Origin of the sequence: Corallococcus aberystwythensis, from assembly GCF_003612165.1 — a bacterium.
GTDB classification, from domain to species: domain Bacteria; phylum Myxococcota; class Myxococcia; order Myxococcales; family Myxococcaceae; genus Corallococcus; species Corallococcus aberystwythensis.
In genome coordinates this window covers 16,245-30,569 of record NZ_RAWK01000102.1, presented here as the reverse complement: position 1 = coordinate 30,569, position 14,325 = coordinate 16,245, and the positions used below count along the sequence as shown (strand labels likewise).

Sequence of the window (14,325 nt, the reverse complement as noted above, 5' to 3'; positions counted from 1 at the left end):
CTCCCCCGCCGTGGCGCCCGCCCCGGAGCCCCAGCGGTCCGAGGAGCCCGACATCGAGGCCTTCGCGGAGCCGCCGCCGCGCGTGGAGCCGCCGCCGAGGAAGCCCGAGCCGAAGCCGGTGGTCGCCGAGCCCGCGCGGCCGAGCCGGTCGGACGACGAGGAGCTGCTGACGCCGCCCCCGCCGCCGGTGGCGAAGAAGGAGCCGCCGCCCCGTCCCGCGGAGCCGCTGCGCCCCACCGTCCCGCCGGAGCCCGTCAAGAAGGACATCTCCGAGTGGGACCCCAACGGCGACTGAGCCGTCTGTCCCGTGCGCAGCCCGAAGCCCTCCGCGAGGCCGCCTGCCTTCGGAGGGCTTTCTTCTGTCATGCGCGCGCTCAGCCCTCCCGCTCCCGCTCCAGGTCCAGGACCCGCTGCCAGAGCGTGAAGGGCGACACGCCGACGTAGCCGCTCTCCTGGCCGTCGTTGCACTCGATGACGATCCACCGGCCAGACACCTCCTGGGCCACGTCGACGACGAGGAACGGCAGCGCCACCCGGCGCGCCGCCTCTCCCGCGAGCGCGAGCGCGGCCTGCTCCTCCTGGGGCGTCAGCGCGTACGGCGTCCCCTGCCACCAGTAGGGCCCGAAGCCCACCAGCTGCTGCCTCCACCAGAAGGTGCGGAACTCGAACGAGCGGGGCAGTGCGTCCGCGCCTTGCGCGTCGCCCACGCGCCGCAGGGGCCGCAGCTCGCGGCACACCACCTGTTGCCAGTGCAGGATGTCGTCCCGCGCGTAGGCCTCCATCGCCTGCCGGAAGGCGTCCGGCCCCTCGATGATGGAGAGGGACCTGCGATGGCGGCTCGTCTGCCGCGCGCCCTTGAGGAACACCGGCCAGCCCAGCCGTTCCTCCACCGTGCGCGCATCTGGCGGCGTGTCGAACCAGACGCTGCGAGGCGTCAGGTCCTCCAGCAGCGGATACCAGTGCGGCAGCTCCGTCGCGAGCAGGTGCTGCTCCGGCGAATGCACCAGCCGCACACCCTGCGCCTCCAGCTCGCGGTAGCGCTCCGCGTAGTCGGGCCACGCTCCCGCGCGCGCGACGGCTTCGATGGGCGCGTCAGGCAGCACATGGGGCCGCCGGCAAGCGAAGAACCGATCAAACGCGAAGTCGTAGACGCCCTTCCCCGTCGCCGCGGTGAGCAGCCACAGGCGGTCCTCGACCTTCAGCAGATCCTCTCCAGGACGCAGCATGGGCGCCAGCGTGCGACCGCCGCCTTCACGGGTCAACGCCTTCAGCCCGCGCGCACCACCACGGGCGCGGCCTTCACCGGCGCGCCCTGCGTCAGGCGCACGCCCACGAGCACCAGCGCGCCGCCCAGCGCCAGCTCCCAGTGCAGCGCTTCATCCAGGAAGAGCCACGCCACCAGCGCCGTCACCGCCGGCTGAAGGTTGGAGAAGATGGCCACGCGAGAGGCGGGCACCTTCGACAGCGCGTAGGACCAGAGCAGGTACGCCACCACCGACGTCATCAGCCCCACGTACACGATGGAGGCCTTCGCCGCGGCGCTGGAGGCCCACACCGCCGCGGGCTCCAGCACGAACGGAACGAGCGGCAGCTGCAACACCGTGGCGACCGTCATCGTCCACGCCGTCGCGCGCAGCGGTCCATGCTCGGAGGCCAGGGGCTTGCCTTCCGTCGTGTAGACCACCCATGCCACCACCGCCGCGAGGATGAGCAGGTCTCCCTCCAGGGTGCCCCTCGCGCTCGCCAAGCCCCGGCCCAGCAGCAGCACCACCACGCCCACCAGCGCCGTGAGGATGCCCGCCGTCGTCCGCGTGGACGCCCGCTCCCGGCCCAGCACCAGGCTGGCGATGTACACGCCCAGCGGCGTCAGCGCGTAGAACAGCGCCGCGTGCGCCGCCGTGGAGCGCGACAGGCCGGAGAAGAACAGCGTCTGGTTCACCGGCCCGCCCATCAGCCCCAGCAGCACCACGCGCGGCCACGCATGGCGCGGCGGCAGCTTGCGCCCCGGCGTCAGCGCCAGCAGCGTCACGAACGCGGCGCCGCAGACGAGGAAGCGCCACAGCACCACCGTGAACGGCGACAGCTCCGTCATCGCCCGCTTGGCGGCCAGGTACGTGCCCGCGCTGATCAGCACCTGCAACGCCAGCGCCGCGTACACCCGCCCGAGCGGCGTCGCGGCAGGCGGCGTCACGGCTCCAGTTGCAGAAGCGCCCATCGTGCGGCGCTGCGTACCAGCTCACTGCCGTCACCGCTGAGTTTTTCGAGCAGCGGCCGGGCGTGCGCCTGCCGTGCGACCCCCAGTGCATAGACAGCGTTGCGCCTCAAACCGTCGTACCGCGCGCGCGCCAGCGCCGTGCCTGGGATGAGTTCCTTGTATTGCTCGGGTGTCAGCGCCGCCAGCTCCAGCGTGCCCAGCGACGCCACCGCGCGGGGCACGAAGCGCTCGTCCTCCGCGAACACCGGCTTCCGGTTCAGCGGACACACCTGCTGGCAGATGTCGCAACCGAAGATGAGGTTGTCGAGCTTGAAGCGGAACGCCTCGGGCACGTCGCGGTCGCGGTTCTCGATGGTCTGGTACGACAGGCACGCCCGCGCATCCACCTGCCGGTTCCCCACCAGCGCGCCCGTGGGACACGCCATGAGACACCGCCGGCAGGAACCGCAGCGGTCCGCCACCGGCCCCTCCGGATACGCGTCCACCTCCGCGTCCAGGATGAGCGTGGCCAGGAGCACCCAGGAGCCGTGCGACTCCGTGATGAGACAGCCGTTCTTGCCCACGTAGCCCAGGCCCCCGCGCGCGGCCCACACCTTCTCCATCATGGGGCCGCTGTCCACGCCGCCGTAGGTGCCCAGGCCGGGGTACCAGGCGTTGATCGTCTTGCGGAACGCCTTCATCCGGTCGCGCAGCGTGGAGTGGTAGTCACGGCCTCGCGCGTACCTCGCGATGGGCGAGCCCTGCGACGGCGCGTCATCCCGGTAGTAGTTGTTCGCGAACGACAGCACCGTGCGCGCGCCCGGCAGGAGCACCGACACGTCGAGCCGCTCCTCCGCGCGCGACCCCATCCAGTCCATGTCCGCGTCGTAGCCGGCCTCCAGCCACGACATCAGCGACGACGGCGGGATGGGCTCCGCGCGCGCGAAGCCGATGAGGTCGAAGCCCACGTCCTGGGCGAGCTGCCTCAAGCGGGCAGTGGGCAGTTGCGTTCCGTACACGGCTACTTCGTCGGCTTCTCGGGGATCCACTTCACGTCCGGCAGGCCGGCGCGGAAGTTCACCAGCCGGGCCACCACGAAGAGCAGGTCCGACAGGCGGTTCAGGTACATGGCCACCGCGGGCGGGGCCTTGTCCTCGCGCAGGAGCGTCACGACCCGGCGCTCGGCGCGGCGGCACACCGTGCGCGACAGGTGCAGCGCCGCGGCCGCGGGCGCGCCGCCCGGGAGGATGAAGTGCGTCATCTTCGGCAGCTCCTCCTCGTAGCGGTCGATGTGGCGCTCCATCTCCTCCACCCACTCCGGGCGCAGCTCCGGGATGTGGGCCGCCGCCTTGGTGTGCGGTGGCGTGGCCAGCACCGCGCCCACCGTGAAGAGCTGGTCCTGGATGCGCTGGAGGAAGTGCTCCAGGTCCGCCGGCATCGGGAAGGTGCGCGCGAGGCCCAGCGTGGCGTTGAGCTCGTCCACCTCGCCGTAGGCGTCCACCAGCGCGTCATCCTTCGCCACGCGGCCGCCGCCGAAGAGGCCCGTCTCTCCCGCATCGCCGGTCTTCGTGTAGATCTTCATGTCAGTCTCTTTAGCGGTGCGAGGGGTGCGACGCCCGCCAGCGAACAATCGGTGTCGTTCGGAAATCGGAAGTTTGCCCAGGCCGCCCGGCGAACCTACAAAAAAGGGCATGCGGCCATACCTGAGTCTGATGGAGCACGTCCTGAAACAGGGGACGAAGAAGGGCGACCGGACCGGCACGGGGACGCTGAGCCTCTTCGGCCACCAGCTCCGCTTCGACCTCACCCAGGGTTTTCCCCTGGTGACGACGAAGAAGCTTCACCTCAAGTCCATCATCCACGAGCTCCTGTGGATGCTCCGGGGTGACTCCAACGTGCGCTCGCTCCAGGAGGTGGGCGTCACCATCTGGGACGAGTGGGCCAACGCGGACGGCAGCCTGGGCCCCGTCTACGGCCACCAGTGGCGTTCGTGGAACACGCCGGACGGTGGCCACGTGGACCAGATGAAGCAACTGGTGGACGGGCTGAAGAAGAACCCGGACTCGCGCCGGCACCTGGTGAGCGCGTGGAACGTGGCGGACGTGCCGTCCATGAAGCTGCCCCCCTGCCACGTGATGTTCCAGTTCTACGTGGCCGACGGGAAGCTCTCCTGCCAGCTCTACCAGCGCAGCGCGGACATCTTCCTGGGGCTGCCCTTCAACATCGCGTCGTACTCGCTGCTGACGATGATGGTGGCGCAGGCCACGGGCCTCACCGCGCACGAGTTCATCCACACTCTTGGTGACGCGCACCTGTACCTGAACCACGTGGAGCAGGCAGAGGAGCAGCTGAAGCGCGAGCCGCGTCCCCTGCCCCGCATGCGCCTCAACCCGGACGTGAAGGACCTGTTCGCCTTCCGCTACGAGGACTTCACGCTGGAGGGCTACGACCCGCACCCCGCCATCAAGGCGCCCGTGGCCGTATGAGCCCGCGCGTGTCCGCCATCGTCGCCATGGCGGCGAACCGCGTCATCGGCCAGGGCAACACCCTGCCCTGGCGCCTGCCGCCGGACCTGGCCCGCTTCAAGCGCCTGACGCTGGGCCACACCCTCGTCATGGGCCGCAAGACGTACGACTCCATCGGACGTCCCCTACCCGGCCGCACCACCGTGGTCCTCACCCGCCAGCGCGACTGGGCCGCCCCCGAGGGCGTCCGTGTGGCGCACACCGTGGAAGAGGCCCTGGAGGGGGCACAGGGCGACAGCGAGGTCTTCATCGCGGGCGGCGCGGACCTCTACGCCCAGACACAGGCCCGGTGGCACCGGCTCTACCTCACCCGCATCGAGCGGGACTTCCCCGGCGACACGCTCTTCCCGCCCGTGGACCTGTCCGGATGGAGGCAGGTGGAGGAGGAACGGCACCCGGAGGGGGACCTGCCCTTCGCTTTCCTCACGTACGAGCGTCAGGGTTAGCCCCTATTTCTGGGCATTGCCGGATGACCTACCTTGCAGGCTCCTTTCACTGAAGGAGCGTGCATGCGTCGTCATCTGATTCGTGGGCTGGGGCTGTTCGCGGTGCTGGGCCTCGCGGCCTGTGGCGGGCCCATCGACGAAGGCACGGGCGCGCAGCCGGGCACCCAGGAGCAGGAGCTGCGGCAGTGCCCGGAGAGCGGCGTCTGTCCCGCGGGAGAGGTCTGCTACTACGGCCCGGGCGGCCCCTGCTATCCGTGCAGGACGTTCCCGCAGTACTGCGGCGTCGAGCTGCCCTGAGTCATCCCCGGGAACACCCGGAGTGTTGACCGCTCCGCCCCCCTTCCCCGCGAAGGGGGTGCGGTAAGTTGATCTTGATTCGCAGAATTGAACGCCCGGGGGGTGGTTGGTAGAAGACGGCCGTGAAACACGCCGCCGCCCTCACGTTGTGCCTGCTGCTCGCGCTGTCCTCTTCCGCCCGGGCCCAAGCGCCGGCGTCCGACGAGGGGCGCACCTGGCACCGTCTGGTGGGCATCCTCCAATACCTCCAGGCGGACTACCCGGCGGCGGTGTCGACGCAGTCGGAGTTCGAGCTGACGGAGCAGAAGAGCTTCGCGGCGGAGGCGCTGGCGGCGGCGAAGGAGCTGGGCCCGGCGGCGGCCACGTTCGTGCCCCGCGTGGAGGCCATCCAGGCGCGCGTCAACGAGGCGAAGGACCCGGAGGGCGTGAGCCGCGACTGCGGGGAGTTGGTGGAGAACCTGGTGCTGGCGGGCGGCCTGGCGCGCAGCCCTCGCGTGGCGCCGGACCTGGAGCACGGCAAGAAGCTGTTCCAGGCCAACTGCACGGCGTGCCATGGCGCGGAGGGCAAGGCGGACGTGTCCATCGCGGCCACCATGGAGCCGCAGCCCGCGAACTTCCACGACCCGGAGCTGATGGAGGACGGCCTGACGCCGTACAAGGCGTTCAACACCACCAGCTTCGGCGTGCCCGGCACCGCGATGCCCGCCTACCCCACGCTCACCGAGGACGAGCGCTGGTCGCTGGCCTTCTTCGTCTTCACGCTGCGCCAGCCGCCGTGCGCCGGCGAGCCGCCCAACGCGTCACTGGAGCGGCTGGCCACGTCCACGGACGCGGAGCTGGCGAAGGCGTTCGGCGCGGACAAGGTGGCGTGCCTGCGCCGGAACATGCCGGACGCGGACGAGGAGAAGGTGCTGCTCAACGCGCGCGCGGCGGTGAGCGACGCGCTGAAGCTGGGCGCGAACGGCGACTACGCGGCGGCGAAGGTGGCGCTGCTGGACGCGTACTTAAACGGCCTGGAGCCGGTGGAGCCCAAGCTGCGCGGGCGCGACCCGCAGCTCACGCAGAAGCTGGAGGAGGCGTTCCTCCAGGCGCGGCTCGCCGCCGAGCGCAAGAGCCCGCATCTTCAGGATGAAGGGCGCGAGCTGTTGTCGCTGCTGGACCAGGCGCGAAAGACGACCGGCAGCACCACGGACGTGCTGTCCGTGGCGTGGCTCACGCTGCTCATCCTGCTGCGCGAGGGCTTCGAGGCGACCATCATCGTCACGGCGCTGCTGGCCGCGCTGAAGAAGATGAAGGCCATGGACCAGGTGCGCGTGGTGCACGCGGGCTGGGTGTCCGCACTCATCGCGGGCGCGCTCGCGTACATCATCGGCCGCAAGCTGCTGGCCGGGGCGCAGCGCGAGTGGCTGGAGGGCGTCACCGCGCTCGTCGCCGTGGCGATGCTGCTGTACGCGGCGCTGTGGCTCAACGCGCGCGCCAACGTGAGCCACTTCATGGGCGAGCTGCGCCAGAAGATGCAGGGCGCGCTGGGCCGGGGCAGCACGGTGGGCCTGTTCGTCATCGCGTTCACGTCCGTGCTGCGCGAGAGCTTCGAGACGGCCATCTTCCTCCAGGGTCTGGCGGTGGACTCCGCGGCGGGCGTGGCCTGGGGCGTGGTGGCGGGCGTCCTGGCGCTGGCGCTGCTGGTGCTCTTCGTCAACCGCATGGGCTACCGGCTGCCCATGAAGACGCTCTTCACCGTCTCCACCGTGGTGATGGTGGTGACGGCGGTGATGCTGCTGGGCAAGGGCCTCCACTCGCTGCAGGAGGTGGGCGCGCTGCCGCTGGTGCCGGTGCGCTTCTTCTACGTGGACATGCTGGGCATCTATCCGGACGCGCTGTCGTTGGTGCCGCAGGCACTGCTGGCCATGGCGCCGCTGCTGTACCGGGCCCTGCGCCGCCGCCCCCGCGAGGAGACGCCGGCCTCCGGTGACGGCGCGACGCAGACGCCGCCCTTGCGGTAGCCTCGGGTCCTGGTGAAGCGCTCGCGTCTGAACCCACTGCTCGTCCTGCTGCTCGTGCCGGGCCTGGCCTTCGCCCAGGAGGCCCCCCCCGAGCCGGCCCAGGCTCCCGCCGGGAGCCTCACGCCGCCACCGCTGGTGGGCGCGCCGGACCCGGACGTGCCTCCGCCTCCGGACGTCCCACCGGAGGAGGTTCCCACGCGCACCTCCGTCACGCCGGAAGCGCTGCCGTCCGTGAAGGCCGCGCCCGCGAAGGACCCGGTGCCGCGCGTGGCGGTGGAGGTGCTGGGCGGCGCGGCGGGTGGCGTCGTGGGCGCGACGATTCTGGGCTCGGTGGGGTACCTGCTGGGGTCCGCCACGGTGGGCTGTGACGAGTGCCTGGTGATGGCCGTCGCGGGCGCCGCGGCGGGAGGCATCATCGGCATCCCGGTGGGCACGTACGCGGGTGGCCGGTTCATGGGCGGGCGCGGCCGGCTGGGCCCCACGGTGGCCGGGAGCATGGTGGGCTGGGGCGCGACGTTCCTGGCGCTCACGCTGGTGAACAGCGGAGGCACCGACGCGCCCCCCGCCGTCAACGCCGCCCTCTTCATCCTGCCGGTGGTGGGCGCGAGCGCGGGCTTCGAATTGTCCTACGGCAAGGTGCTGCGCCTGGAGGCCGAGCAGCAGCAGGCCCCTGCCCCGTCCGTGCGGCTGATGCCCGTGGCCACCTACAGCGCCAAGGGCCCGCACCTGGGCCTCATGGGCAGCTTCTAGGCGCCCTCGCCGGGGCTCACGCCCCCACGCGGAACCAGGTGAAGGACTCCTCGCGCACGCGTCCTTCCGCCACCAGCTTCTCCAGTGACGCCAGGGCGCTGCGCTCCGCCACCGGGTGCAGCAGGGGCGGCGTGTCCGCGTAGGCCGTGGCCACCACCTCCGCCAGCGTCGCGCCCGTCTGGGGCACCGCCTCCAGGATGAGGGCCTCGCGCTGGGCGCGGTGGCGCAGGTACTCGTTCAGCTTGCCCGGGCCGTCCGGCACCGGTGAGCCGTGCGCGGGGTACAGCGTGGTGACGGGCCAGTCACGCAGCCGCTTCAGCTGCGCGAGGTAGTCCACCATGTTGCCCTCCGGCGGGTCGATGACGATGGAGCCCACGCTCGCCACCATGTCGCCCACGATGGCGGACTTGCTGCGCGAGTCCACGAGGCACAGGTGCCCGCGCGCGTGCCCTGGCGTGTGCAGCACGTGCCAGCGCTGGACCATCGGCCCGTCCAGGTTCAGCACCTCGCCGTCCTCCAGCAGCCGCTCCACCGGGAAGTCCAGCCGGTCCGCCGTGCGCGCGTGGCACCAGAGCGGAATGCCCAGCCGCTCCTTCACCGCCAGCGCCCCGCCCACGTGGTCGCCGTGGTGGTGGGTGAGCACCACCGCCACCGGCCGCGCCCCTTCCGCCTTCAGGCCCGCCACGAGCGACAAGAGCTTCGCGTACTGCTTCACGTCCGACGAACCCGGGTCCACGATGAGCAGGTCGCCCGTGCCCAGCACGTACGCGTTCGTGTGCGTCGCCGGGGGCAGCGTGGGCGTCTCCAGCGCCACCACCCGGACGCCGCGCTGGAACTCGATGCGCTGGGCCACGTAGCCCGGGCAGTACGGCGGCGTGCACAGCTTCGCGCGCGCGTCCGCTTCGTCCGTGAACTCCGACAGCACCTGCAACGCGTGCTGCGCGGGCGGATGCAGCAACGCCGTGCCGTCACTCCAGCGCGACAGCCCGTGCTCCGGACGGATCCACGCGCCTTCCGTCAGCTCGCCCGGGATGATGCTCGCCGCCGCGCCCTCCGGCAGCTCCACCAGGTAGAAGCGCGTGTCGAAGCGCACCGGGATGGCCGGCGGCGTCACCCACCGTCCCGCGGGCTTGAGGTCCTCCGCGCGCAGGGACAGCGTGTGGCGCACCAGCCACTCGCTCCACTTCACCGTGCCCGCGAGCAGCGCTGTTCGTCCCTCCTCCAGCGTCTGCGGCGACAGCGCGCGTGCGCCCTCCGCCACCAGCACGCCTGCCTCCTCGAACAGCTCGCGCGCCGCCGCGGAGCGCAGCGCGGCCTCCTCGCCCTGGGCGCCCTGGACGGGCACGTCGTGGTCGTCGGGGTCCAGCTTGCCGCCGGGGAAGGCATAGAAGCCGCCCGCGAAGGCGAGCGCGCGCTCGCGCTTCACCCAGAACACCTCCACGCCGGCGTGCATGCGCCGGTAGAGGATGACCACCGAGGAGGGCCGGGGCTCCACGGGGGTGTGGGGCCCGAAGAGGCCCATGCCGGGAAGAGGCTCGCTCATGGTTGCACCGTCGTCCTTCAGGGTTCCGTCGTCTGGCCGAGCATCCGGCCCATCATCTCGCGCGCCCGCTCCGCCTGGTCCGGCCGGACGTAGAGCCGCGTCAGTCGCACCGCGCCACTGTAGCGCTGGTAGAGCGGCGTGTAGCGCGCCACCTCCGTCAGCCGCCCCGTGGACACGTCCAGGATGAACAACCCCGGGCTCCCCCCGGTGGCGGAGGACCCCACGTACTTGCTGAGCGCCCCCTTGGACTGCACGGTGTAGTGCTCGAAGCCGCCGCTGGTGAGCGCGCTGTTCAGCACCTCCAGGTCGTAGCCCGTGTCGCGCTCCGTGAACTGCGCCAGCAGCTTGAAGCCCTGCCGGCGGCTGATGCGCTCCGCCCACCGGTTCTTCGACCGGCGCAGCGTGTACCAGAGCGCCGCGTCGTCGCAGAGGAGGAAGGCCTCCGGGTCGTGGGGGATCTCGAACTCGCCGGGCGTCTCCTCGTAGTACCGCCGGAGCATGTGGTCGAAGTTCACCGACGTGTGGTGCAGGTACACCGACACGAACATGTGGTAGCGGCTGAGCAGGAAGTCCTCGAACGCGAACGCCGCCGCGCGCGACAGGGCCAGCACCGCCCTGCCGTCCTTCACCGCCGGGTTCAGGTTGGAGACGATCCAATCCATGTCGTACCGGCCGTAGTTCACGCCCGTGTAGAACGAGTCGCGCAGCAGGTAGTCCATCCGGTCCGCGTCCAGCTCGCCGGAGACGATGGCGCGCAAGAGCGGCGTCCAGTCCACGCCCTTGTGGGTGAAGCCCGGGTCCTTGGGCGGCTTCGCGCCGGTGATGAGCGCCACCGCCGCCATGGGGGTGATGCCTCGCGAGCCGAACTCGCGATGGATGATGTCCGTCAGCGAGCTGTCCAGGAGCAGCTTCGCCGTGTAGTCCTCGTGGGTCGCCTGCTCCCCTTCCGCCACGGAGTCCAACCAGCCGGGCAGCCGCAGCAGCGACCGCCGGGGCGCGATGCGCTCGGACGCGTGGGAGAAGGGCATGTGCCCCAGGTCGTGGCAGAGCACCGCCAGGCGCACGGCGGTGCAGAAATGTTCACGCACATCGTCCGGCAGGTCGGACCGGCTGGCCACGGCGTTGAAGACGCGCGAGGCGACGTACATGGCGCCCAGGCTGTGGGCATGCCGGGTGTGGGTGGCGCCGGGGAAGGCCAGGTCTCCGAAGCCCAGCTGCCGCACGTAGCGCAGGCGCTGGTAGAAGCGGCTGTCGATGACGGCCTTCTCCGGGTCGCTCACCGGGATGACGCCGTGGATGGGGTCGCGAATCCGCATGTCGTTCTTGAAAGGCCGTGAAGCGGGAAGTGGCCGGTTGCCGCTCCTACAGGTCACCCACCGTAGCGCATACCCTGGCAGGCGGTAGCCCTGTGAGGGACCGACCGGCCACCATGTCACAGGCTGGGAAGGTCCCTGGGGACGTGCTAACCCTCGGGTCACTCCGAATGCACATCATCCTGCTGCACAATCGTGACCACGACCTCCTCGAGGACGACCCCGGGCGCGAAGCCCGCGAGGACGTGGTCCGGGTGGCCGAGAGCCTGGCCCATGCGCTCAGCCGAGATGGCGTGAACGCGGAGCCGCTCGCCATCGAAGGGGACAAGCTGGACTTCATGGAGGCCCTGCGCTTCCTCCAGCCCGACCTCGTGGTGAACCTCTGCGAGTCGCTGGCCGCCGACAGCCGCGGGGAGATGGCCGTCCCCTGCCTCCTGGACGCGCTGGGCCTGCCGTACACCGGCTCGTCCGCCCTGTCGCTGGGGCTGGCGCTGCACAAGGCCAAGGCCAAGGACATCCTGCGTGCCCACGGCGTCTCCACGCCCGCGTCCTTCCTGGTGAAGAAGCGCGAGGACGCGCTGGCGGTGGACCTGCCGTGGCCGCTCATCGTGAAGCCCGCGCGCGAGGACGCCAGCGTGGGCATGGACTTCGACTCCGTGGTGACGGAGCGCTCGGCGCTCGTGCGGGCATGCGAGTCCGTGCTGCGCACCTTCCACCAGCCCGCGCTGGTGGAGCAGTTCATCCCGGGGCGCGAGGTGTACGTGCCGCTGTTGGGCAACAGCCCGCGTCAGGCGCTGCCGCTCACGGAGATCCACTTCGGCCGTGCGTTTGAAAACCGGCCGAACATCGTGTCGTACCGGGCCAAGTGGGAGGCGGAGTCACCGGAGTACCGGGACTCGCCCACGGGGCCCTGCCGGCTCGACGCAGTGCAGGAAGCGCGTTGCATCCAGACGGCGCTGGAAGCATTTGCAGCGCTGGACTGCCAGGACTATGGACGCGTGGACCTTCGGGTGTCGCCCGAGGGTGTGCCGTACGTCATCGACATCAACCCCAACTGCGACCTGCACCCGGGCGCGGGGTACGCGAAGGCGGCGCAGGCCGCCGGCATGGACTACGCGACCCTGGCCTCCCGACTCGTGGAGGTCGCTCTCGAAAGAGCCCATGGAAATCCGCACACTCGAAAGAAAGGACCGGGAGCCGCTCGCCGCGCTGATCCGGCGAATCGAAACCTTCTCGCAGGAGGAGCAGGACTGCGCCATCGAGCTGGTTGACACCGCGCTCACGGCCGGCAACCGGGACTACTCCATCCTCGTGGCGGACCGCGGGCAGGACGGCGGCGGGCTGGTGGGCTACTGCTGCTATGGCCCCACGCCGATGACGGAGCACGCGTTCGACCTGTACTGGATTGCCTCCGCGCCGGAAGTGCGGGGCCAGGGCATTGGCGCGCAGTTGGTGTCCTCCATGGAGGGCGACCTGCGCCGCCGCAAGGCGCGGCTCATCCGCGTGGAGACGAGCGCCACGGAGGCCTACGGCCCCACGCGCGGCTTCTACGCGTCCATGAAGTACGGGGAAGAGGCGCGCCTGCGGGACTTCTACAAGCAGGGTGATGACCTCATCATCCTGACCAAGCGCCTGTAGTCCCCGCTGTTCAAACCCCTGGGCGTGAAGACGCCGCCCGGGTCCCCGTCAGGAGGGGGCAGATGCTTTCCACGAACCGACCGATGCGACGCACCCGTCTGGGATTGTTGAGCCTGCTCGCCCTGCTGTCGGGGGCACCCTCCCCCGCCTGGGCCCAGGCGCCCGCCGCGCTGAAGAACCAGGCGAAGGCCGCGGCGGCCAAGGCCCAGGCCCCCCAGGCCCAGGAGCTCTCCGACGTGCTGAAGGCCCCGCGCCCCAAGGGCGGCGAGTACTTCGGCCTGTACCTGATGGACAAGAAAGTGGGTTGGTTCTTCACCGACCTGACCGCGCTGCCGGGCAACAAGGCGCAGAGCATCAACGAGCTCATCTTCAAGGCGCAGGTGGGCACGCGCGTGTCGGAGCGCGTGCACCGCGAGGTGCGCGTCTACGAAGCGAAGCCGGGCGGCAAGCTGCTGTCCTTCACCGTCACGCAGAAGGGCGACGGCGGGGACAACGAATTGGTGGGCACCGTGACGGGCGACAGCATGCGCGTGGTGCGCAAGCGCCCGGGCCAGCCGGATGAAGTGCTCAAGCCCATGCCCCTGCCCAAGGAGACGGTGGAGGACGCGGATCAGGCGCGCGTGGCGCTGCTTCGCGGGCAGAAGGTGGAGGGCGTGGCGCTGGACGGCACGGACCTGGAGGGCTACCGCACCGTCACGACGGTGGAGGCTCCCGAGGAGCAGGTGCTGGGCGGCGTGAAGGTGAAGCTGTCGCGGGTGAGCACGCTGTCGGACAAGGAGAAGGTGCCGGTGGCGGCCTTCCTGACGTCGGACGGCAAGATGGTGCGGGTGGACTTCGGCCAGACGATGCAGGCGCGGGCCGAGTCCGAGTCGGTGGCGAAGCGCATGGACCTGGTGGAGGTGTTCGGCCTCACGCGCGTGGTGCTGCCCAAGCCGCTGCCCGCGAAGGCGCGCGAAGTGCCCGGCCAGGTGAAGCTGGTGATGAAGAACCTGCCGGAGAAGTTCCAGCAGGACACGTACCGGCAGAAGTACCAGCGGCTGCCGGACGGCCGCGTGGAGGTGACGCTGCTGGCGGCGCCTCCCGCGCCCAAGGGCCGCAAGCCCCGGCCGGTGGCGGACCCCGACAACGGGGAGAACCTCAAGTCCACGCTCGCGGTGGAGGCGGACGCGCCGGCCATCAAGGCGCAGGCCAAGAGCATCATCCGTGAAGAGAAGGACGCGTACACGGCGGCGCGGATGCTGTCCGCGTGGGTGTACAGCAACCTGCAGAAGGACTACGGCGCCAGCGCGGACCGGGCCACGGACGTGCTGCGCCAGAAGAAGGGCGACTGCACGGAGCACTCACTGCTCACCGTCGCGATGATGCGCGCGTCCGGCATCCCCGCGCGCCGCGTGGACGGCGTCATCTACATGGTGAACTCCGACGGCGTGCCCGCGCTGTACTGGCACGAATGGGTGGAGGCCTACGTGGGCGAGTGGACCCAGCTGGACCCCACCTTCAACCAGCCCGTCGCGGACGCCACGCACTTCTACGTGGGCTACGAGGGCAACGCGGAGATCACGCCCCTCATCGGGTCGTTGCAGGTCACCGACGTGAAGTAGTCGTCGCGTGCTGCC

The 14,325-nt window shown here is 70.7% G+C and carries 14 protein-coding genes and 1 pseudogene; 9 read left to right on the top strand and 6 right to left on the bottom strand.

Annotated features, from left to right (window positions below; genetic code table 11):
* A pseudogene (locus tag D7W81_RS42385) lies at positions 1 to 295 on the top strand (hypothetical protein); the annotation flags it as partial.
* Positions 296 to 374: 79 nt separating this feature from the next.
* Here the strand turns inward: D7W81_RS42385 and D7W81_RS18245 are convergent.
* From D7W81_RS18245 to D7W81_RS18230, 4 genes are read right to left on the bottom strand one after another with little or no spacing between them, the layout of a single operon-like run.
* Entirely contained in the window at positions 375 to 1,226 is an 852-nt protein-coding gene (locus D7W81_RS18245) for an ATP-grasp domain-containing protein (protein ID WP_120556675.1), read from the bottom strand.
* A 41-nt stretch (positions 1,227 to 1,267) separates the two neighbouring features.
* The gene (locus D7W81_RS18240) at positions 1,268 to 2,215 is read right to left on the bottom strand and encodes a DMT family transporter (RefSeq protein ID WP_120556671.1); all 948 of its coding nucleotides are present in this window, start codon (positions 2,213 to 2,215) and stop codon (positions 1,268 to 1,270) included.
* Positions 2,188 to 3,213, bottom strand: a complete 1,026-nt coding sequence (queG, locus tag D7W81_RS18235; RefSeq protein ID WP_120556670.1) for a tRNA epoxyqueuosine(34) reductase QueG — start codon at positions 3,211 to 3,213, stop codon at positions 2,188 to 2,190. The genes D7W81_RS18240 and queG overlap by 28 nt, the downstream gene beginning before the upstream one ends.
* Positions 3,214 to 3,215: 2 nt before the next feature.
* Positions 3,216 to 3,776: a cob(I)yrinic acid a,c-diamide adenosyltransferase gene (locus tag D7W81_RS18230; RefSeq protein WP_120556669.1), complete on the bottom strand. Its 561-nt coding sequence runs from the start codon at positions 3,774 to 3,776 to the stop codon at positions 3,216 to 3,218.
* Positions 3,777 to 3,885: 109 nt separating this feature from the next.
* Between D7W81_RS18230 and D7W81_RS18225 the strand changes: the two genes are divergently transcribed.
* From D7W81_RS18225 to D7W81_RS18205, 5 genes are all read left to right on the top strand, one after another.
* Positions 3,886 to 4,680: a thymidylate synthase gene (locus tag D7W81_RS18225; RefSeq protein WP_120556668.1), complete on the top strand. Its 795-nt coding sequence runs from the start codon at positions 3,886 to 3,888 to the stop codon at positions 4,678 to 4,680.
* Complete coding sequence (locus D7W81_RS18220) at positions 4,677 to 5,165, top strand: dihydrofolate reductase (RefSeq protein ID WP_120556667.1); 489 nt, start codon at positions 4,677 to 4,679, stop codon at positions 5,163 to 5,165. The genes D7W81_RS18225 and D7W81_RS18220 overlap by 4 nt, the downstream gene beginning before the upstream one ends.
* A gap of 63 nt (positions 5,166 to 5,228) precedes the next feature.
* A complete protein-coding gene (locus D7W81_RS18215; protein WP_120556666.1) occupies positions 5,229 to 5,462 on the top strand; it encodes a hypothetical protein in 234 nt (77 codons plus the stop codon).
* Between the two features lie 122 nt (positions 5,463 to 5,584).
* Positions 5,585 to 7,465: an FTR1 family protein gene (locus D7W81_RS18210; protein ID WP_120556665.1), complete on the top strand. Its 1,881-nt coding sequence runs from the start codon at positions 5,585 to 5,587 to the stop codon at positions 7,463 to 7,465.
* A 12-nt stretch (positions 7,466 to 7,477) separates the two neighbouring features.
* Entirely contained in the window at positions 7,478 to 8,215 is a 738-nt protein-coding gene (locus tag D7W81_RS18205; protein WP_244227272.1) for a GlsB/YeaQ/YmgE family stress response membrane protein, read from the top strand.
* Positions 8,216 to 8,231: 16 nt separating this feature from the next.
* On the opposite strand, the gene D7W81_RS18200 is transcribed toward D7W81_RS18205, so the two are convergent.
* Positions 8,232 to 9,758 (bottom strand): MBL fold metallo-hydrolase, encoded by a 1,527-nt coding sequence (locus D7W81_RS18200; RefSeq protein WP_120556664.1) that lies wholly within the window; start codon positions 9,756 to 9,758, stop codon positions 8,232 to 8,234.
* 17 nt (positions 9,759 to 9,775) lie between these two features.
* A complete protein-coding gene (locus D7W81_RS18195; RefSeq protein ID WP_120556663.1) occupies positions 9,776 to 11,074 on the bottom strand; it encodes an HD domain-containing protein in 1,299 nt (432 codons plus the stop codon).
* 167 nt (positions 11,075 to 11,241) lie between these two features.
* Between D7W81_RS18195 and D7W81_RS18190 the strand changes: the two genes are divergently transcribed.
* The 3 genes from D7W81_RS18190 (at position 11,242) to D7W81_RS18180 (ending at position 14,310) form a co-directional block, all read left to right on the top strand.
* A complete protein-coding gene (locus tag D7W81_RS18190) occupies positions 11,242 to 12,342 on the top strand; it encodes a D-alanine--D-alanine ligase family protein (protein WP_120556662.1) in 1,101 nt (366 codons plus the stop codon).
* Positions 12,233 to 12,709 carry a GNAT family N-acetyltransferase gene (locus D7W81_RS18185; protein ID WP_120556661.1) on the top strand — a complete coding sequence of 159 codons (477 nt, stop codon included), beginning with the start codon at positions 12,233 to 12,235 and terminating at the stop codon, positions 12,707 to 12,709. Before D7W81_RS18190 ends, D7W81_RS18185 begins: the two co-directional genes overlap by 110 nt.
* Before the next feature lie 83 nt (positions 12,710 to 12,792).
* Positions 12,793 to 14,310 carry a transglutaminase-like domain-containing protein gene (locus D7W81_RS18180; protein WP_244227271.1) on the top strand — a complete coding sequence of 506 codons (1,518 nt, stop codon included), beginning with the start codon at positions 12,793 to 12,795 and terminating at the stop codon, positions 14,308 to 14,310.
* Positions 14,311 to 14,325 lie beyond the last annotated feature (15 nt).

Excerpts from the sequence above, each read along its gene's own strand:
- D7W81_RS18245 (WP_120556675.1), bottom strand. The coding sequence starts at position 1,226 with ATGCTGCGTCCTGGAGAGGATCTGCTGAAGGTCGAGGACCGCCTGTGG.
- D7W81_RS18240 (WP_120556671.1), bottom strand. The coding sequence starts at position 2,215 with ATGGGCGCTTCTGCAACTGGAGCCGTGACGCCGCCTGCCGCGACGCCG.
- D7W81_RS18230 (WP_120556669.1), bottom strand. The coding sequence starts at position 3,776 with ATGAAGATCTACACGAAGACCGGCGATGCGGGAGAGACGGGCCTCTTC.
- D7W81_RS18225 (WP_120556668.1), top strand. The coding sequence starts at position 3,886 with ATGCGGCCATACCTGAGTCTGATGGAGCACGTCCTGAAACAGGGGACG.
- D7W81_RS18220 (WP_120556667.1), top strand. The coding sequence starts at position 4,677 with ATGAGCCCGCGCGTGTCCGCCATCGTCGCCATGGCGGCGAACCGCGTC.
- D7W81_RS18215 (WP_120556666.1), top strand. The coding sequence starts at position 5,229 with ATGCGTCGTCATCTGATTCGTGGGCTGGGGCTGTTCGCGGTGCTGGGC.
- D7W81_RS18200 (WP_120556664.1), bottom strand. The coding sequence starts at position 9,758 with ATGAGCGAGCCTCTTCCCGGCATGGGCCTCTTCGGGCCCCACACCCCC.
- D7W81_RS18195 (WP_120556663.1), bottom strand. The coding sequence starts at position 11,074 with ATGCGGATTCGCGACCCCATCCACGGCGTCATCCCGGTGAGCGACCCG.
- D7W81_RS18190 (WP_120556662.1), top strand. The coding sequence starts at position 11,242 with ATGCACATCATCCTGCTGCACAATCGTGACCACGACCTCCTCGAGGAC.
- D7W81_RS18185 (WP_120556661.1), top strand. The coding sequence starts at position 12,233 with ATGGAAATCCGCACACTCGAAAGAAAGGACCGGGAGCCGCTCGCCGCG.
- D7W81_RS18180 (WP_244227271.1), top strand. The coding sequence starts at position 12,793 with ATGCGACGCACCCGTCTGGGATTGTTGAGCCTGCTCGCCCTGCTGTCG.